The organism is Citrobacter sp. Marseille-Q6884 (genome assembly GCF_945906775.1).
Taxonomy (GTDB): domain Bacteria; phylum Pseudomonadota; class Gammaproteobacteria; order Enterobacterales; family Enterobacteriaceae; genus Citrobacter.
Genome location: NZ_CAMDRE010000002.1, coordinates 545588 through 564346, shown reverse-complemented (window position 1 = coordinate 564346; position 18759 = coordinate 545588). Strand labels below are relative to the sequence as shown.

Annotated in this window: 15 protein-coding genes; 6 read left to right on the top strand and 9 right to left on the bottom strand. The window is 50.9% G+C overall.

The features are described 5' to 3' along the window. Positions 1-13 precede the first annotated feature (13 nt). The 6 genes from mglC to folE form a co-directional block, all read right to left on the bottom strand. Positions 14-1024: a galactose/methyl galactoside ABC transporter permease MglC gene (mglC, locus tag N7268_RS17645; RefSeq protein ID WP_003027393.1), complete on the bottom strand. Its 1011-nt coding sequence runs from the start codon at positions 1022-1024 to the stop codon at positions 14-16. A 15-nt stretch (positions 1025-1039) separates the two neighbouring features. After that, entirely contained in the window at positions 1040-2560 is a 1521-nt protein-coding gene (mglA, locus tag N7268_RS17640) for a galactose/methyl galactoside ABC transporter ATP-binding protein MglA (protein WP_260863884.1), read from the bottom strand. Positions 2561-2631: 71 nt separating this feature from the next. Then, positions 2632-3630, bottom strand: a complete 999-nt coding sequence (gene mglB, locus N7268_RS17635; protein WP_260863883.1) for a galactose/glucose ABC transporter substrate-binding protein MglB — start codon at positions 3628-3630, stop codon at positions 2632-2634. A gap of 297 nt (positions 3631-3927) precedes the next feature. Next, complete coding sequence (gene galS, locus N7268_RS17630) at positions 3928-4950, bottom strand: HTH-type transcriptional regulator GalS (protein ID WP_260863882.1); 1023 nt, start codon at positions 4948-4950, stop codon at positions 3928-3930. A 144-nt stretch (positions 4951-5094) separates the two neighbouring features. Further along, a complete protein-coding gene (yeiB, locus tag N7268_RS17625) occupies positions 5095-6252 on the bottom strand; it encodes a DUF418 domain-containing protein YeiB (protein WP_260863881.1) in 1158 nt (385 codons plus the stop codon). Positions 6253-6266: 14 nt separating this feature from the next. Continuing rightward, positions 6267-6935, bottom strand: coding sequence for a GTP cyclohydrolase I FolE (gene folE / locus N7268_RS17620; protein ID WP_043000121.1), 669 nt, complete (start codon positions 6933-6935; stop codon positions 6267-6269). Positions 6936-7256: 321 nt separating this feature from the next. Between folE and fghA the strand changes: the two genes are divergently transcribed. Then, on the top strand, positions 7257-8093 hold the full coding sequence (fghA, locus tag N7268_RS17615) for an S-formylglutathione hydrolase (protein WP_260863880.1): 837 nt from the start codon (positions 7257-7259) through the stop codon (positions 8091-8093). A 397-nt stretch (positions 8094-8490) separates the two neighbouring features. After that, positions 8491-10476, top strand: a complete 1986-nt coding sequence (locus N7268_RS17610) for a ligand-gated channel protein (RefSeq protein WP_260863879.1) — start codon at positions 8491-8493, stop codon at positions 10474-10476. Between the two features lie 87 nt (positions 10477-10563). On the opposite strand, the gene lysP is transcribed toward N7268_RS17610, so the two are convergent. Continuing rightward, positions 10564-12033 (bottom strand): lysine-specific permease, encoded by a 1470-nt coding sequence (gene lysP, locus N7268_RS17605; RefSeq protein ID WP_260863878.1) that lies wholly within the window; start codon positions 12031-12033, stop codon positions 10564-10566. 190 nt (positions 12034-12223) lie between these two features. Next, a complete protein-coding gene (yieE, locus tag N7268_RS17600) occupies positions 12224-13102 on the bottom strand; it encodes a DNA-binding transcriptional regulator YeiE (protein ID WP_198905363.1) in 879 nt (292 codons plus the stop codon). A 120-nt stretch (positions 13103-13222) separates the two neighbouring features. On the opposite strand from yieE, the gene N7268_RS17595 reads away from it, so the two are divergent. Both N7268_RS17595 and nfo read left to right on the top strand, forming a co-directional pair. Beyond that, positions 13223-14272 carry a YeiH family protein gene (locus N7268_RS17595; protein WP_260863877.1) on the top strand — a complete coding sequence of 350 codons (1050 nt, stop codon included), beginning with the start codon at positions 13223-13225 and terminating at the stop codon, positions 14270-14272. 143 nt (positions 14273-14415) lie between these two features. Continuing rightward, positions 14416-15273, top strand: coding sequence for a deoxyribonuclease IV (nfo, locus tag N7268_RS17590; RefSeq protein ID WP_260863876.1), 858 nt, complete (start codon positions 14416-14418; stop codon positions 15271-15273). A 52-nt stretch (positions 15274-15325) separates the two neighbouring features. Here the strand turns inward: nfo and hypT are convergent, their stop codons facing one another. Beyond that, positions 15326-16231, bottom strand: a complete 906-nt coding sequence (hypT, locus tag N7268_RS17585) for a hypochlorite stress DNA-binding transcriptional regulator HypT (RefSeq protein WP_260863875.1) — start codon at positions 16229-16231, stop codon at positions 15326-15328. A gap of 344 nt (positions 16232-16575) precedes the next feature. Between hypT and N7268_RS17580 the strand changes: the two genes are divergently transcribed. Then, the gene (locus N7268_RS17580; protein WP_260863874.1) at positions 16576-17295 is read left to right on the top strand and encodes an aspartate/glutamate racemase family protein; all 720 of its coding nucleotides are present in this window, start codon (positions 16576-16578) and stop codon (positions 17293-17295) included. A gap of 77 nt (positions 17296-17372) precedes the next feature. Then, entirely contained in the window at positions 17373-18671 is a 1299-nt protein-coding gene (locus N7268_RS17575; protein WP_198903602.1) for an anaerobic C4-dicarboxylate transporter, read from the top strand. Positions 18672-18759: the final 88 nt, after the last annotated feature.

Genomic DNA, 18759 nt, shown 5'->3' with positions numbered 1-18759 from the left:
TTCGTTTATCGCATTACTTCTTACGTGCGTACTTCAGTGAGTCCAGCGCAACGGCGAAGATGATAATGCCGCCCTTAATGATGTACTGCCAGTAAGGGTTCACACCAATGTAGGTCAGACCATAGTTGATAACGGTGAAGATAATGACACCGGTTACCACGCCGAAGACCGTCCCGACCCCACCACTGAACGATACGCCGCCAACCACACACGCCGCAATCGCATCCAGTTCATACATAAAGCCGAGGTTGTTCGTCGCAGAGCCGATACGCCCTGCTTCCAGCAAACCACCAAACGCGTAGAACACACCAGACAGCGCATAGATAATCAGCAGGTTCAGCGCAACGTTAACACCGGAAACTTTCGCCGCTTCAGGGTTACCACCGATAGCGAAGATGTTTTTACCAAAGCGGGTCTTGTTCCACAGTACCCAAACAAAGGCCACGGCAATTAACGCGTAGAAGGTAATGTAGGAGAGTCGGAAGCTGCCCAGCGCAATAAAGCCCTGCGCAAAGGTCGAGAATCCGCTGTCAAAGCCAGAAATTGGCGATGCCCCGACAAAGTCGTAATACAGGGAGTTGATACCGTAGACGATGATCATGGTACCGAGAGTGGTAATAAACGGCGTCACATTCAGATAAGCAATGATGATACCGTTCACCAGGCCGATAATGGCGCCAATCACGCAGACAATCAGCACGACGACAATGATCGGCATGGTGGCCATTTCCGGGAACACCTTGTTGGCATTCTCCATCGACTGCAGCAGCGTTGCCGCCACCACCGCCGCCAGGCCAACCTGTCGCCCCGCTGACAGGTCAGTCCCCTGGGTAACAATCAGTCCGGCCACACCCAGTGCGATAATAATACGCACAGAAGATTGCGTCAGAATATTACTCAAGTTCAGTAAACTTAAGAATGTGGGGTCCTGGAAAATAATAATCGCCAGCAAAACTAAAAGAACAACGTAAATTCCGCCTTCTTTCAGATAAGTAAGAAAACTTTTCTTATTTAACGCACTCATGAGGAGCCCCTAATCTTAAAGGTGCAAAGACGCAAGACGGAGGATTTCGTTTTGCGTTGTTGTCTTAGTGTCAACAATTCCAGAAACGAGACCATTGCTCATCACCAGAATACGATCGGTAATACCTAACAGTTCTGGCATTTCGGAGGAAATAATAATAATCCCCTTTCCTTTTTTCGCCAGTTCTGCAATTAACTGATAAATTTCAAATTTTGCCCCGACATCAATCCCGCGTGTCGGTTCATCAAGCATCAGTATTTCCGGCTGTGTTAACAACCAGCGACCGATAACAACCTTTTGCTGATTACCACCGGAAAGCGAACCAATTTGCGTACGATGACCCGGTGTTTTTACGCGCATCGAGTCAATAACCCACTGGGTATCGCTCTTCATCCGAGAATTATCCAGCAGACCGACTTTATTTTTGTAATTTTGGATATTGGATATTAACGAGTTAAAACCAATGTCCAGATAAGCATAAATACCGGTTGAACGACGTTCTTCTGTTACCAGTGCAAAACCATGGTTAATGGCTTCATTCGCACTGTGGTTATTAATTTTTTTGCCGTGTAGCGTAATCGTACCCGAAGATTTCTCACGAATACCAAAAAGCGTTTCAACAATGTCGGTGCGTTTCGCCCCCACCAGACCCGCAATACCGAGGATCTCCCCTTTGTGCAGATCAAAAGAGATATCACGGATCGACGGCTGACGCAGAGATGTCAGGTTACGCACTTCCAGAATCACTTCGCCGGGCTTGTTGTCTTTATCCGGGAAACGTTGGTTCAGTGAACGTCCCACCATCATGGCGATGATCTTATCCATATCCAGCCCATCCAGCGGCTGGGTTGCAATCCACTGGCCATCGCGCAGTACGGTAATTTCATCGCACAGCTGGAAGATCTCTTCCATTTTGTGAGAAATATAAACGATACCGCATCCACGTTCTTTCAACTTACGGATAATGGTGAACAGATGATTAACCTCTTTCTCCGTTAACGAAGAGGTCGGTTCATCCATGATGACAATTTTGGCGTCATAGGAAAATGCTTTGGCAATTTCTATCATCTGCATTTGTGAAACAGATAATGTCCCGACACGCGCGCGCGGATCGATATCAATATCCAGTTCATCAAATATCGCTTTGGTATCACGGTACATTTTGTCCTGATCGACAAACATGCCTTTGGTGGGATAACGCCCCAGCCACATGTTGTCCATCACCGAACGTTGTAATACCAGGTTTAATTCCTGATGCACCATTGAGATACCGTTTTCAAGCGCTTCTTTAGCAGAATGAAAATCGATTTCTTTACCCTGAAATAAAATACTGCCGGAATCTTTTTGATAGATCCCAAAAAGGCATTTTAATAATGTTGACTTGCCGGCTCCGTTCTCTCCCATTAAGGCATGAATAGAATGTGGGCGGACTTTCAAATTGACATTATCAAGAGCCTTAACGCCGGGGAAGGACTTGTTGATGCCGCTCATTTCCAACAAGTATTCGCCTGACGACTGAGTATGAGTGCTGACCATAATTATACCTTGTTGGCCTTGCAGAGTGCGTTATTAAGGGCGCAAGGATATTGCGCCCACAGACGAAGAACTTATTTATTGGTGAACTCAGCCAGATTATCTTTATCGACACCTACGTACGGAACACGAACAATTTTGTTGTCAATTTTCCAGTTAGTGCCATCAGCCGCGCCCTTGCCTTCAGCCAGGTTTTTCGCCAGATCGAAGGTGGCTTTCGCCTGGTTGTTAGCATCGTTCAGCACGGTACCGGCCATTGCGCCAGATTTAACCAGTGCCAGCGCTTCTGGCAGCGCATCCACGCCAAATACCGGAACGCTGGTTTTGTTGTGCGCTTTCAGCGCTTCAACTGCGCCCATTGCCATGGCGTCGTTGTTCGCAATCACCACTTCAATTTTGTTGGCATTTGGACCAGACATCCACGCATCAACTTTATCTTTTGCCTGAGCGGTGTCCCACATCGCGGTATCTAACTGCAGCTGCTCAGTTTTAATGCCTTTGTCGTTCAGCTCTTTAATCACGTAAGTGGTACGTGCTTCAGCATCCGGGTGTCCCGGTTCGCCTTTGAGCAGAACGAACTGAATTTTGCCGTCTTTGTTCAGATCCCAGTTCGGGTTTGCAGCCCAGTGTTTCGCGATAAGATCGCCCTGAATGATGCCGGATTCTTTAGAGTCGGTACCGACGTAGAAGGCTTTGTCATAGCTGTCCAGCGCTTTACGCGATGGCTCTTTGTTGAAGAACACAATCGGTACGTTCTGGCCGCGTGCTTTTTCAATGACCGTACCTGCTGCTGCCGGGTCAACCAGGTTGATAGCCAGCGCTTTAACGCCTTTTGCCAGCAACACATCAATCTGATCGTTTTGTTTGGATTGATCGTTCTGGGAGTCGTTCATCAGCAGCTGTACATCAGGTGCCGCTTTGGCATCCTTTTCGATAGCCTTACGCACCACAGACATAAAGTTATCGTCATATTTGTAGATAGTCACACCAATGCGGGTATCAGCAGCGTGCGCAGCCGCGCCGAATAACATGCTTGCCATTACAGCAGACAGGGTCAACACCTTCTTGTTCATGGTATCTCCGGTTTTATTATGCAGGGTAGTACTTGAGATAAATGCTCGGCAGGGCAGAACGTTACTAAAGTGTTACTGAACGCCGAAGCTCACTTTTAAAAAATATTTCTTCCGTGTCTGGCAACGCTCCAAAAACAGGCTTTAATTTTTGTTTAAGACGCCTATACCTCGATGAAAGTGATTATTCACCGTTACATAGTAGTTACAGCGCAACAAACAGTGTCATCATAGCTATCGCATTGTTAAGATACTGTGAATTTACTCACATATTGAAAGCGGTTACATAGCCCGACATTATCAGTTAGTGATCGATGCCGCATTCTGCCGCAATGCCACAGAATGACGACGCACCAGTGTCGGCATAAAGCAGTGTGTCCCCGCCGGATCCAGCGTTCCAGCTGCGCCTTGTAGCGCCAGCTCTGTCGCCAATTTCGCCATAGATGCAATGGGATAGCGCACCGTCGTCAGTTGCGGGTCGGTGTAACGCGCGATGGGGATATCGTCAAAACCAATAATAGACAGGTGTAATGGAATGGCGATGCCGTTGTCTTTTAGCGCAGTCAGCGCACCGGCGGCCATATTGTCGTTGTAGGCGAAAACGGCCGTCAGTTGCAAATTGCGCCCCAGCAGTTCTACCATCGCGGATTCCCCTCCCTGCATATCAGGCGAACCGGTTCCGATCCAACTCTCCGCTGACGTAATCCCGTGTTCTTTCAATGCGCTGAGCCACCCTTCTTTACGCATCTCGTCATCTTCAATGCGGTGACTTGATGCCAGATAGCCAATGCGTTGATGCCCATTATTGATCAGCATGCGGGTGGCCATTTTCGCCCCGCTGATATTATCCAGACAGACACACCGATGGGCGTATCCCGGGACGATGCGATTGATCAGTACCATACCGGGGATCTGATCCATAAACTCACCCAGTTCCCGATCGCTTAGCGCTTTAGAGTGAACAATCAGCGCGTTACAACGCTGGCGGATCAAGACTTCAATGGCATGACGTTCTTTTTCAGCCTCATGGTAACTGTTACCAATCAGCACATACTTTTGATGCTGCTGGGCAACCAGGTCCACGGCTTTAACCAGTGCGCCAAAAAACGCATCTGAAACGTCCATCACCACCACCCCGATAGTGTCACTCACCTGTGTCGCCAACGCTTGCGCATTGGCATTAGGTCGATAGCCAAGCTGTGCAACTGCCTTCATTACCGCTTCGCGAGTATCGGGACTCACCAGCGCACTGTTGTTCAGTACCCGGGAAACGGTTGCTACAGAAACGCCAGACTGCCGTGCCACATCACGTATGGTGATCATATTCACTACCCTGTTTAAGATTGCGGCTGCCCGCAGACACCCCAGGCTGTGTATTTTGTCAGCACAACGGTAAGGGCTACGTGAGTGATGTCACAGGAATGAAAACGCTTACATCCATTTTGTTAATGAATGTGATCCAGATCGTTATCTTGATGTTCGCGGTAATGATATCCCTGAAGCACGCAGGGTTAACTGACGCCATAGCCATTCGACAGGGCCTTGCCGGTAAAAACGTAGCCAAATGACGGAGAAAAGAAGGTTAATACCCCAGACAGGAATGACGAACCACAGCAGTTCCAGCCGATCAAATTTCATAAATAAACCGAACTGATAAAACAGTGTGGTACAGATGAGAGTTTGCAGAAGATAGTTGGTCAGTGCCATACGCCCGACGCAGGCAATCGCAATAACCGCTTTTAAGCGGCTCAACTGCGGCCAGAAACCAAACATCAATGCGGCATAACCGATAGTCTGGAACGGTGTGCTTAACTCACGCGGTGTCTGTAATAAGAAAGCACACCAGCGATATGCCCACCCCAGTTGCCATTGTGCGATGATGGCTGGCAGGTTTATGGCGATACCAATAATGACCAGCAAAACGCCGGTACGACGGTAATGCTGCAGGCTGTACTGCCCTTTTAGCCAGCCGCTGCGCATCAATGCCGCACCGAGCAGCATCATTCCCGCAAGCTGCCAGCCATACTGCGCCCCCAGTGCCAGCAGGCTGTTCGACAGCATATCGACGCGATTACTGACCGCTTCCATACCGCCGTTAACCTTCCAGTACTTTTCATACAGCAACGCAGAAGCATCCGGCGTCCAGGCCCGGCTGGTCTCACTCCCGGAGATAACACCGAGCAGTAGCAATACGCCGATACCCACCAGATAGAGCAGTACGCCAGTATTAAACAGGCTTTTTACCGAAGGGGCGTCGCGGATGAGCCGCCAGCAGATAAGACCAATTAAGCCGTATGCCAGCAGAATATCGCCATCCCAGAACACTAAACCGTGAATAAAACCCAGCAGAACCAACAGCGTGAGTCGCGACTGGATCCAGCGTTTGCCTCGCGGTAGCAGCATTTGCAGGCCGGCACCGAATAAGAGAGCGAACAGCGTGAGGAATTTGACCTGTGCGAAGAGATCGAGCACCGCCCATGTCCAGGCGTCCGATAAGGTAATGTTGCCGTACCAGGCAGGGTTCAGGTAGGCCGCCTTTGGCAAACCAAAGGCGCTAATATTGAGAAGCAGGATACCGAGGATGGCGACGCCACGAATAAAATCCAGCGTGACATTACGCTCCATGGCTCCTGCCCTAATCAGTTGTGGTGACGAACGGCGCGCAGGAATTCCTGACGCGTATTCTGGCTGGACTTAAACAATCCGCCAAGAGAAGTGGTCGTCGTGGCGCTGGTCGCATCGCGAATACCGCGCGCTTTCACGCAGTAATGCACGGCATCGATTGAAACCGCCACATTATTTGTACCGAGCAGCGTTTGCAGCGCGGTCAGAATTTGCTGCGTCAGACGCTCCTGAACCTGCGGACGCTGTGCGAAAAATTGCACAATGCGGTTAATCTTCGACAGGCCAATCACAGACTCTTTTGGAATGTAGGCCACCGTCGCTTTGCCATCGATAGTGACAAAGTGATGCTCACAGGTGCTGGTCAGCGTGATATCGCGAACGGTAACCATCTCATCAACCTTCATTTTGTTTTCAATGACGGTGATTTTCGGGAAGTTCGCGTAATCGAGGCCGGAGAAAATCTCATCCACATACATTTTCGCAATGCGATGCGGCGTTTCCATCAGGCTGTCATCGCTCAAATCAAGATTGAGCAATTGCATAATCTCGGTCATATGGCCGGAGATAAGTCGTTTGCGCGTTTCGTTATCCATCTCATGCACGGGCGGGCGCAGCGGTGTTTCGAGTCCACGCGCGACCAGTGCTTCATGAACCAGGGCCGCTTCTTTACTGAGTGATGACATTTCTTTTTCTCCTGCAGGTGTGGCGCCTCTGCCCTGCGTGGGGCAAAGTTTTTAGGCTGTGTCACAGCCAGAACATTGTGCGTGAGGCGGCGCACATAATCCAGTATTCACAGTGATAATTATTGAAATTGGCGCTGCCTTTTAGCGCACTGATTCCACTCACTGCCCGACTAAATGAAGCAAAGTGTTAATGTAAGGTTATGTAGATGATGAAGTATGTTTGCCTATAGCGAAAGTGAAAGTTACTCACAGCGGAATGAATAATCTGTATTATGTTGAGTTCGCAAACACATTCAGGTTCAACACAACAAGGAGCCACGCATGGAAATGCTCGAAGAGCACCGCTGTTTTGAAGGCTGGCAGCAACGCTGGCGTCACGACGCGACCACCTTACAGTGCGCCATGACCTTCAGTATTTTTCTTCCGCCACCACGCGATAACACCCCGCCGCCGGTACTGTACTGGCTGTCAGGCCTGACCTGCAATGATGAGAATTTCACCACTAAAGCGGGCGCGCAGCGTATTGCCGCTGAGCTGGGAATAGTACTGGTGATGCCGGATACCAGTCCACGCGGCGAGCAGGTCGCTAATGATGATGGCTATGATTTAGGCCTGGGAGCAGGGTTTTATCTCAACGCGACGCAGCAGCCGTGGGCAACGCATTTCCGCATGTATGATTATTTGCGTGATGAGCTTCCGACGCTGATTCAGTCGCAGTTTAACGTCAGCGATCGCTGTGCCATCAGCGGGCATTCGATGGGCGGTCACGGTGCGCTAATTATGGCGCTGAAAAATCCCGGTAAATATACCAGCGTTTCCGCTTTTGCGCCGATCGTCAACCCCTGCCGCGTGCCGTGGGGCGAGAAGGCTTTTCGCGCCTATCTGGGCGAGGATAAATCGACATGGGCCGAGTGGGATAGCTGCGCGCTGATGTTAGCCAGTCAGCCCGACGATGCGATTCCGACGCTGATTGATCAGGGTGATAGCGATCAATTCCTCGCCAATCAGCTCCAGCCTGCTGTACTGGCTGAAACTGCCCGCCAGACCGCATGGCCAATGACATTGCGCATCCAGCCCGGATACGATCACAGCTATTACTTTATTGCGTCGTTCATTGAAGATCACCTGCGCTTCCACGCGCAACATCTGTTGAAGTAACCCCCTGAGGGCGCCAGCCCTCTTTGTTTCTCCATCATTTCCTCATTTTTCTCCTTTTTTATTTTCCCTCTATCTTATTGAACAGAAAGGTTTTCCCCTCAACTAACATCAAACACAAATGATTTCTATTATCATTTGTGTTTACAATAATTCATAGTTTTGTACAATTCACCCCGCTTATTTACTGAAAAGAGTCCTTAAAAGACAAATACATACAATTGTCATGGCCTTTCATATGACGCGCTGATTCATACCCTCACTCATTCAAGTTGCGGGAAGGCAGCAGAGAGTCAATCCCCGGGAGCGAACATCAGTCCGTGATCGGGGTAACGTACGCAGCCAACGCACCTGTAGCTTGAAGAATGACGGGTAAATTCATTTAAATGGAATGATACAAATGACTATACCTCACGTTAAGGCTGTTGCTGCCGCAGTATGCGTCGCCAGTCTCCCCTCTCTCGTCTACGCTGCAGACCAGGATACTGTCGTCGTCACCGCCACAGGGTTCGAGCAAAAAATTCAGGATGCCCCCGCCTCTATTTCTGTCATCACCAAGCAGCAAATTGAGGATAAAGCCTACCGTGATGTCACCGATGCGCTAAAAGATGTGCCAGGCGTCGTGGTGACGGGCGGTGGGAGTAGCAGTGATATCAGCATTCGCGGTATGGCGTCGCAATACACGCTCTTCCTGGTCAACGGAAAACGTATCAGCACGCGTGGTACACGCCCTAACAGCGATAACTCAGGTATTGAGCAAGGCTGGCTGCCACCGCTGGAATCGATCGAACGTATCGAAGTGATCCGTGGCCCGATGTCCTCGCTTTACGGCTCTGATGCGATGGGCGGCGTGATTAACGTGATCACCAAAAAAGTCTCGAATACCAAAGCCTGGACAGGCTCCCTGCATGGCGATGCCACCTTCCAGGAAGACAGAGACTCCGGCGATCTTTACCAGACAAACGCGTATGCAGCCGGGCCGCTGATTGACGGATTACTCGGCGCGAAAGTCACCGGATTGTTCTCCCATCGCGCGGAAGATGAGATCGTCAATGGCTACAATGAGCAACGCCTGCGTAACGGCGGCTTGACCCTGAACTTCACACCGGATGATAAAAACGACATCGACTTCGATTACGCACGTGAACTACAGGATCGCGACAGTACCCCCGGCAAATCCATGGCCGAGGAAAGCTGCCGCAACGGAAGCTGTAAGCCCAACAGTAAAAGCGAAAACAAATATGTGCACACCACATATTCACTCACCCACAGCGGTTATTACGACGACTTCAACTCCACCAGCTATATCCAGCAGGAAGAGACCGACAACCCAGGTCGCCAGATGAAGTCCTACAACACCATCTTCAATAACCAGAACCAGATCTTCCTCGGGGCACACACCCTGACGGCGGGTGGACAGTATCGTTATGAAAAACTGCGCGATAACGGCAACCAACTGGAAGCGGCGGATGGTCTGAACAAGCTGACCCGCTGGAGCTGGGCGCTGTTTGCCGAAGATGAATGGGCCATCACCGACACCTTTACGCTGACCGGCGGCCTGCGTATGGACAAAGATGAGAACTACGGCGACAACTGGACACCACGCGGCTATGGCGTATGGCATCTTAGCGATCAATGGACCTTAAAAGGCGGTGTCTCTGCGGGCTATCGCGCACCGGATCTGCGCCAGTCGTCCGCTAACTGGGGGCAGGTCACCGGCGGTGGTCGTCTGAACGGTATCATTGTCGGCAACCCGGATCTGAAACCGGAGAAAAGCCTGAGTGAAGAGATCGGTTTACTGTGGGATAACGGCAACGACCTCAACGCGGGCGTCACCCTGTTTAACACCGACTTTAAAGACAAAATTACCGAAGTACGTCGTTGTAACAGCAGCGCGGATCCCGCCTGCACCATCGGGGGTACGCATTACGATTTTGTCAGCGACCGGGTTAACGTCGATAAGGCCAATATGCGTGGCGTAGAATCCACCTTTGGCTGGAAAATAACCTCTGACATCAACTGGACGGCGAACTATACCTGGACGGAATCCGAACAGAAAAGCGGTCAGTTCTCTGGTCAGCCGTTAAACAAAATGCCGAAGCATATGTTTAACACCACGCTGGACTGGCAGGCCACGCAGGATCTTGGCTTCTGGAGCCGTCTGAACTTGCGCGGTAAAACATCGGAATACCTGAGCCGTACGTCGATGGCTCAAGGAACACCGTCCTATACCCAGGTTGACGTGGGTCTGCGTTACTACGCTAACAAAGATCTGCTCTTAACCGCGGGTGTATATAACGTTCTGGATAAACAAATTGATTACGATACCTACGATACCGTGCTCGATGGACGTCGTTATACCGTTGGCATGACCTACAGCTTCTAAGTTCTGCCTGATAAAAAAACCCCGGCACTCAACATGCCGGGGTTTTATTTTTTGTCTGCCGGAGTGCGGCAGACGTTAACGCAAATGCTATTTCTTCACACGTTCCGGGAAGTGCATTTCGCTGTAACGAACGAAATGGGTTCCTTTTGTCAGCTTGTAGCCAAACCAGATAATCAGGAACAGTGGGATACCGATGTAGGTCGCCATGACGCCGCCCCAGTCAATAGTATCTTTCAGGAACGCTTCGTAGTTTTGTCCCAGCGTGATAATCAGGCACAGCACGAACGCAAAGATCGGGCCCAACGGGAAGAAACCTGAGCGATACGGCAGATCTTTCACATCATGTCCCTGCAGCACATAACCGCGACGGAAACGATAGTGGCTAATGGCAATCCCCAGCCAGGCAATAAAGCCGGTCATCCCGGAAGTATTCAGCAGCCACAGGTATACGGTCTGGTTACCAAACATGGATGTCAGGAAGCACAGACCCGCCACCACCGTGGTCGCATACAGTGCGTTACGCGGTACGCCGCCACGAGACAGTTTGGCGAAAATGCGTGGTGCTTTACCGTCGCACGCCAGGGTGTAGAGCATACGCGTGGAGGCATACATACCGGAGTTACCCGCCGACAATACCGCCGTCAGGATCACCGCGTTCATTACCGCAGCCGCAGAGAGCAGACCGGCATGCTGGAAGACCAGCGTGAACGGACTGACGCTGATGTCTTTCACATCATTACGCAGCAGGCTTGGATCGGTGTACGGAATAATCAGGCTGATGATTAAAATCGCGAACACATAGAACAGCAGGATTCGCCAGAACACCTGACGCACCGCGCGCGGAATGTTTTTCTCAGGATCTTCAGATTCGCCCGCCGCGATACCAATCAGTTCCGTTCCCTGGAAGGAGAAACCGACGATCATCGCCACACCGATCATGGCGGCAAAACCACCGGCAAACGGAGCATCACCCGTCGTCCAGTTGCTCCAGCCCACCGGCTGAGCGCCTTTGAAGATACCGATGATCATCATCACACCAACAATGATGAAGATAATAACGGTGGTCACTTTGATCAGCGAAAACCAGTACTCCGCTTCACCAAAGCCGCGAACGGAAATGTAGTTCAGCAGGAAAATGACGCCAAGGAACAGCGCACTCCAGATCCAGCCTGGCGTATCCGGGAACCACCAGCTCATCACCAGCTGTGCGGCCACGAGGTCAACGGCAATGGTCACCGCCCAGTTGTACCAGTAGTTCCAGCCCAGCGCGAAGCCAAAGCCTTCTTCTACATAGTTCTGACCGTAAGTGGAGAACGAACCGGAAACCGGCATGTACGCAGCCAGCTCGCCGAGACTGGTCATCAGGAAGTACACCATCAGGCCAATCAGGATATAAGAAAACAGCGCGCCGCCTGGACCCGCCGCAGAAATAGTTGCACCAGATGCAACAAAAAGACCCGTACCGATGGAGCCACCAATGGCAATCATCGTCAGGTGGCGCGCCTTCAGTTCACGACGTAGCGTGGGCGCTTCTGTGGTTTTAGTTTCGGAAACCATGTGAAAATGCTATCCATCCAAAAAATGAGGCGCGATTGTAGCAGACGAAACACCATTCTTCCGGCACAAATACGCTGTTATAAGAGACCTTCATGACTGGCCGTGGATTATAAGTAAAGCAGAGAATTGCACGCATGCTGGCCTGATAAGCACATGTCATCAGGCAACGGAGGGAACGGATGCCGAAACGTTAACCGGCCTGGTCGTGATCGCTATAGCGTAAAAAGCGCAGCAACGCGTTGGAGAGATGCTTTTGACGATGATGGACTCGCCAGAGCGTACGCACCAGACGCGGCAGGGGTACCGGAACTTCACTCAGGGTGCCCGCTTGCAGTTGTTCTTCAATGACCCGCCGCGACAGGCAGCTAATGCCTAACCCGTGACGCACCGCATGTTTAATGGCCTCTGAATTACCCAGCTCCATGGCCATCTGAAATCTCGGCAAGTGCGACAACAGCAGATAATCGACAATCTCACGCGTACCGGAGCCGCGTTCGCGCAGGATCCACGGCGACGCTGCCAGCTGTTCCAGCGTCACAGGTCCTTGAACCAGCGGTGAAGATGGTGAGGCAAACACCACCAGCTCATCCTCCAGCCACGGTTCAGAGATAATTTCCGTACTGTGGCAAGGCCCTTCGATAAGCCCGATGTCTACCCGAAAATCCAGCACGGCATTGATCACATCCTGACTGTTGCCCACGCTCAGTTCCAGCGGCAGATCGGGAAAATCCCGCCGATAGTGCGCGATCATGGCAGGTAAAATGTAATTACCTATGGTGCTGCTGGCATACACGCGAATCGCGCCGTTATCCTCACGAAACAGCTGTTCAATCTCCATGGTTTGTTCCAGCAGCGCCAGCGCACGGGGATAAAGCAAACGCCCGTGTTCATTGACCACCAGGCGTTTACCCACACGGTCAAACAGCTGAACGCCCAGTTGCCCTTCCAAATCCGTCAGCGCTGCGCTCACCGCCGACTGCGACAATGACAACATGACCGATGCCTGCGTCGTCGAGCCGCTTTTCAGCACTTCAGCAAATACTTCAAGTTGTCGCAGGGTGATGTGCATAGTCATTTTCCACCAGAGCAGCCGTTGCTTACCACTTATAGAGATTAATTATAAATATATAATCAATTTTATTTTTAAACCACTTCGCCGTACTCTTTTACCCAGATAAAGGAGAAGGATATGACAGAAATCACCTTACAGAATCATCGTCGTACAGCGTGGCATTTTATTCCGGGACTTGCCCTGAGTGCAGTTATCACCGGGGCCGCTTTGTGGGGTGGTTCCATCCCCGCCGTAGCAGGTGCCGGGTTCAGTGCCCTCACCCTGGCCATTTTATTGGGGATGGTGCTCGGCAATACCGTCTATCCGCACATCTGGAAAAGCTGTGATGGCGGCGTGCTGTTTGCCAAACAACATCTGTTACGCCTGGGGATCATCCTCTACGGTTTCCGCCTCACATTCGCACAAATTGCTGATGTTGGGGTCAGCGGTATCGTGATTGATGTGTTGACCCTGAGCAGCACCTTTATGCTGGCCTGCTTCCTTGGACAAAAAGTATTTGGTCTGGACAGACACACCAGCTGGCTTATTGGCGCCGGGAGCAGCATTTGCGGTGCAGCCGCGGTGCTGGCAACAGAACCGGTAGTGAAAGCAGAGGCCAGTAAAGTAACGGTAGCGGTCGCCACTGTGGTTATCTTCGGTACGATTGCCATCTTCCTGTACCCGGCGATGTATCCGCTGCTGGCACACTGGTTTAGCCCGGAAACCTACGGCATCTATATTGGCTCAACCATGCATGAAGTCGCACAGGTTGTCGCCGCTGGACACGCGATCACCCCGGACGCAGAAAACGCCGCCGTTATCGCTAAAATGCTACGTGTCATGATGCTGGCTCCGTTCCTCATCATCCTGGCCGCCCGTGTCAAACAGCTGTCTCCGGCGACCGGTGGTGAGAAAAGCAAAATTACGATTCCGTGGTTTGCCATCCTGTTCATTGTGGTTGCGATTTTCAACTCGTTCCACCTGTTGCCACAGTCTGTTGTGAACATGCTGGTTACGCTGGATACCATCCTGCTGGCAATGGCGATGGCGGCACTGGGACTTACCACTCACGTCAGTGCGCTGAAGAAAGCCGGTGCGAAACCCTTGCTGATGGCGCTGGTTCTGTTTGTCTGGCTGATTGTGGGTGGTGGTGCGATTAACGTCGCTATCCACGCGTTGATGGCATAAACGACCACGACTCCCTCCCGTTAACCCGCTATACTTTCCCCTTTTGAGTATGGCGGGTTTTTCCCCGACATACTTCAGGTTGCAGGACAGAAACGCTCAGGCATTTTTGTCCTGCGACTCGAATTATTTAGGGTATATAACGTATGAAATATATTGGAGCGCACGTAAGCGCCGCTGGCGGTCTGGCTAACGCCGCGATTCGAGCCGCTGAAATCGAAGCAACCGCATTCGCCCTGTTCACCAAAAATCAGCGCCAGTGGCGCGCCGCGCCGCTGACCAGCGAAATCATTGATGACTTCAAATCTGCCTGCGAGAAGTATCACTTTACCTCCGCGCAAATCCTGCCCCACGACAGCTACCTGATTAACCTCGGCCATCCGGTCAGCGACGCGCTGGAAAAATCGCGTGATGCATTTATTGATGAAATGCAGCGTTGCGAACAGCTTGGCTTATCTCTGCTTAACTTTCACCCGGGCAGCCATTTGATGCAGATCCCGGAAGATGAATGTCTGGCGCGGATCGCGGAGTCAATCAATATTGCCCTCGCGCAAACCCAGGGTGTCACGGCGGTCATTGAAAATACCGCCGGACAAGGCAGTAATCTTGGATTTAAGTTTGAGCATCTGGCGGCCATTATTGACGGCGTGGAAGATAAGTCCCGTGTCGGCGTCTGCATTGATACCTGCCACGCTTTCGCCGCCGGATACGATCTGCGTACTCCCGCGGAGTGCGAAAAGACGTTTGCAGAATTTGAGCGTATCGTCGGCTTTAGCTATTTACGGGGTATGCACCTCAACGACGCCAAGAGCACATTTGGCAGCCGCGTTGACCGCCACCACAGCTTAGGTGAAGGCAATATCGGTCACGACGCCTTCCGCTGGATTATGCAGGACTCGCGTTTTGACGGGATTCCACTGGTTCTTGAGACCATCAACCCGGATATCTGGGCAGAAGAAATTGCATGGTTGAAAGCGCAGCAAACTGAAAAAGCCGTTGCCTGATAAATACGCCTGCCGCACATCCGCATTTCTGGCGTGCGGCAGGCGTATCACATCAAAGATCGGGCATGCGGTTATGTAAAATACTCCAAAAATGTTCAGCCGTTTTATTCAACCGGGTATCCATTCTGTAAATATAAGCCTGGATGGGCACCCTCAACGCCGGTGTTGCCAAGGAAACCAACCGTTTTGCCTGCAGTTCATTCACGATCGACCACGCGGGAAGCCAGGCGATACCATGCCCATCGAGCGCCATATTTTTCAGCAATTCACTCATCGAAGACATAAATAACGTGCGCGCCGCAATGCCGCCAACTTCCGCCAGATGACGATTCACCAACCGCCCCATATAAGACGCACTGGTGTAATTCAGGATCGGCACCTGCGGCTGCCAGATATCAAACAGCGGTCTACCCTGCGCATCAGCCGCACAAACCGGATACAGCTCAGATTCAAACACTTTCAGACCACAAAACGGCGACTGCATCAGGTCTTCATCGCGAAATGACATGATAAAGTCACTTTTCCCTTCACGCAGCGTATTCACCGCCTGTACGACATCAATAGCCTCGACGTGATAAACAAACTCTTCGCCATAAGCAGCCATCGAATGGACCAGTTTGGGTAGCATCGTTAACGACAAAGAATGTGCCGCCGCAATTTTAATATTCGGCACCCCCAGCAGGTTGTGGCCACTTAATTCATCCAGATTGCACTCAAGCTGCTGCAGCAGGCTTCGGGTCTGCGAATGAAATAACTTCCCCTCTTCTGTCAGTTGCAGCGGGGACGTCGTGCGATCAAATAGCATGACGCCCACGGCGGATTCGAGCGCTTTGATCCGCCGGCTAAATGCAGGCTGAGAGATATTGCGCTCCTCGGCGGCCTGGGAAAAATGACGACACGCTTCCAGCGTCAGAAAATCATATAACCATTTTGTCTCAATGTTTTTCATCTCTGCCACACAGGTCTTTAAATATGTCCATTAGCATAAAGCATCATGCCTGAAAAATTCGGCACTGATCATTGATCTCTTCGTCATTAATGATTCGTTTTTTGCATAACACCTTCGTTTTTGACATTACCGCCTGAGCACTCAATACCCGCGATATCTGTTCGCATCCAGCCATACACGACATGTTTTGCACTACGCCGCCAGTCTGACAAAACCACCGCACAGACAGCTATGCGCCTTTTGCATTAACACAAACATTATTGCATTTCTCATTGGTGCTATCAGCTGTTAAACATTACCGCAAGAAATAAAACACTCCGGTTATTTATTAACGATTAAACGAGGTAACCATCGTGAAAGGGTTAATTGGCGTACTTGGCGGTATGGGGCCTGCTGCAACTGTCGATCTTTTTAATAAATTTGTCACTTTTACCGCTGCACAACGCGATCAGGAACATATTCCCTTAATTATCTCATCTATTCCCGATATTCCCGACCGGACCGAGGCGCTAATGCATGATGGACGCTCACCGTTACCCGCTATGCGAGATTATCTGCATAAACTCGAAGACGCGGGCGCGGAATGTATTGTGATCCCGTGTAATACCGCCCATTTTTGGTTTAAGGAATTAAAAGAAGTCTGCCATATCGACCTACTGAGTATTGTTGAAACGACAATCGGTGAGGTCGAAAAATGCGGAAAAAAACGTATCGGGCTACTGGCAACCAATGCCACGCTCTACATGGGACTCTATCAGAAAGGCATCGAATCACTGGGCTTGACCTGCATCAGCCCTGATAAATCCAGTCAGGAAAAAGTGATGGAAAGTATTTATTGCTTAAAAGCGGGTGAGATGACACGTGCGCAAGAAATAATGAATGAACAAGCAGAAATACTGTTCTCACGTGGTGCTGAAGTCATCGTGCTGGGTTGCACAGAAGTTCCTGTCATCCTTGCCAATGCCGTCAAACAGTCCCCAGACAAATATATTGATTCTACCGGTTCGTTAGTTCGCGCAGGTATTAAATGGTATGAGAACAGAGTAGGTAAACATCATCTTCTGGCGCAATAAAAAATAAGCATCATTCAATAATCACATTAAATAAACACTCACCTTTAATGACAAATGATTGTCAGGCGGAGACCATTATGATTTGGCTAGAAATTATCGTGGTATTAGGCGCAATATTTTTTGGTATCCGCTTCGGCGGAATTGGTATCGGTTTATGCGGTGGGCTGGGGCTGGCCATTCTCACACTGGGATTTGGTCTTTCCATTGGCTCCCCGCCGGTCGATGTTATTCTGATTATTATGACGGTTGTCGTGGCGGCATCTGCGCTACAGGCCGCAGGCGGCATGGATTATCTGGTGCGCATTGCCGGTAATTTTATGCGCCGAAATCCTAAGTATATAAATATTATTGCGCCAATTATTACCTGGTCGATGACCATTATGGCGGGAACCGGATTTATCGTCTTTTCTACCCTGCCGGTGATCGCAGAGGTTGCAAAAGAGTCAGGTATTCGTCCATCCCGTACTCTCGCAGGCTCTGTTGTGGCATCCCAGGTGGCGATATCCGGCTCACCGATCAGTGCCGCCATGGCGGCGATGCTGACGATCATGGAAGGCAACGGTGTCAGCTTTATTCAGGTAATGGCGGTGTGTCTGCCCGCGTCGTTTGTTGCCGCGATGGTGGCCGCCTTTATCGCGTCTCGCCAGGGATGCGAGCTGCAGGATGATGAAGTGTATCTGGAACGCCTGCAAAAAGGCCTGGTGCGTAAATATGAAGGGCAGAACAGCACAACACCAGGCGCCAGACTCTCAGTCGGCCTGTTTATGCTGGCTACGGTGGTGATCGTCATTCTTGCCGCATGTCCGCAGCTACGCCCCGGATTCGACATCGGTAATCCCATGAATACCCGGGATATCATTATTGTCTGCATGTTATCCGCCGCGTGCCTGATGGTGGTGTTCTGCAAAACCTCCACCGATGCCATCGTGCTGACCTCCACTTTTCGCTCAGGAATGAGTTCGCTGGCAGTGATCCTCGGGATTGTGACATTAGGCACAACATTCATCGATGCTCACTTAGCGGAAATTAAAGCAATCGCGGGCGATATTCTGCGGGCCTATCCTATGCTGCTGGCACTGGTGCTCTTTGGTACCTGCGCCCTCCTCTATTCACAGGGTGCAACCACGCCGCTGATTATCCCGCTCGCCGTGGCTCTCGGTGTACCGACCTGGGCAATACTGGCCTCCTATGTGGCGGTAACCGGCGTGTTCGTTCTGCCGACCTATCCCACTTCGCTGGCGGCGATGGAGTTCGACTCCACCGGCACAACGCGCGTGGGTAAGTATGTGTTAAACCATCCGTTTATGTTGCCTGGGTTAGGCGGGATTATTGCGGGTGTCGCCTTTGGTTTTATCATTGCGCCAATGATTGCCTGAATCGCGTAACAGGGGCGTTCATTTTCTCGCCCCAGTGCACGCAAGCAGATAACCATTACGCATAAAAAAAGGGCAGAGAAATCTCTGC

What these genes read in the sequence shown, in the direction of transcription:
- mglC (WP_003027393.1), bottom strand. Translation starts at nt 1,024, where the DNA reads ATGAGTGCGTTAAATAAGAAAAGTTTTCTTACTTATCTGAAAGAAGGC.
- mglA (WP_260863884.1), bottom strand. Translation starts at nt 2,560, where the DNA reads ATGGTCAGCACTCATACTCAGTCGTCAGGCGAATACTTGTTGGAAATG.
- mglB (WP_260863883.1), bottom strand. Translation starts at nt 3,630, where the DNA reads ATGAACAAGAAGGTGTTGACCCTGTCTGCTGTAATGGCAAGCATGTTA.
- galS (WP_260863882.1), bottom strand. Translation starts at nt 4,950, where the DNA reads ATGATCACCATACGTGATGTGGCACGGCAGTCTGGCGTTTCTGTAGCA.
- yeiB (WP_260863881.1), bottom strand. Translation starts at nt 6,252, where the DNA reads ATGGAGCGTAATGTCACGCTGGATTTTATTCGTGGCGTCGCCATCCTC.
- folE (WP_043000121.1), bottom strand. Translation starts at nt 6,935, where the DNA reads ATGTCATCACTCAGTAAAGAAGCGGCCCTGGTTCATGAAGCACTGGTC.
- fghA (WP_260863880.1), top strand. Translation starts at nt 7,257, where the DNA reads ATGGAAATGCTCGAAGAGCACCGCTGTTTTGAAGGCTGGCAGCAACGC.
- N7268_RS17610 (WP_260863879.1), top strand. Translation starts at nt 8,491, where the DNA reads ATGACTATACCTCACGTTAAGGCTGTTGCTGCCGCAGTATGCGTCGCC.
- lysP (WP_260863878.1), bottom strand. Translation starts at nt 12,033, where the DNA reads ATGGTTTCCGAAACTAAAACCACAGAAGCGCCCACGCTACGTCGTGAA.
- yieE (WP_198905363.1), bottom strand. Translation starts at nt 13,102, where the DNA reads ATGCACATCACCCTGCGACAACTTGAAGTATTTGCTGAAGTGCTGAAA.
- N7268_RS17595 (WP_260863877.1), top strand. Translation starts at nt 13,223, where the DNA reads ATGACAGAAATCACCTTACAGAATCATCGTCGTACAGCGTGGCATTTT.
- nfo (WP_260863876.1), top strand. Translation starts at nt 14,416, where the DNA reads ATGAAATATATTGGAGCGCACGTAAGCGCCGCTGGCGGTCTGGCTAAC.
- N7268_RS17575 (WP_198903602.1), top strand. Translation starts at nt 17,373, where the DNA reads ATGATTTGGCTAGAAATTATCGTGGTATTAGGCGCAATATTTTTTGGT.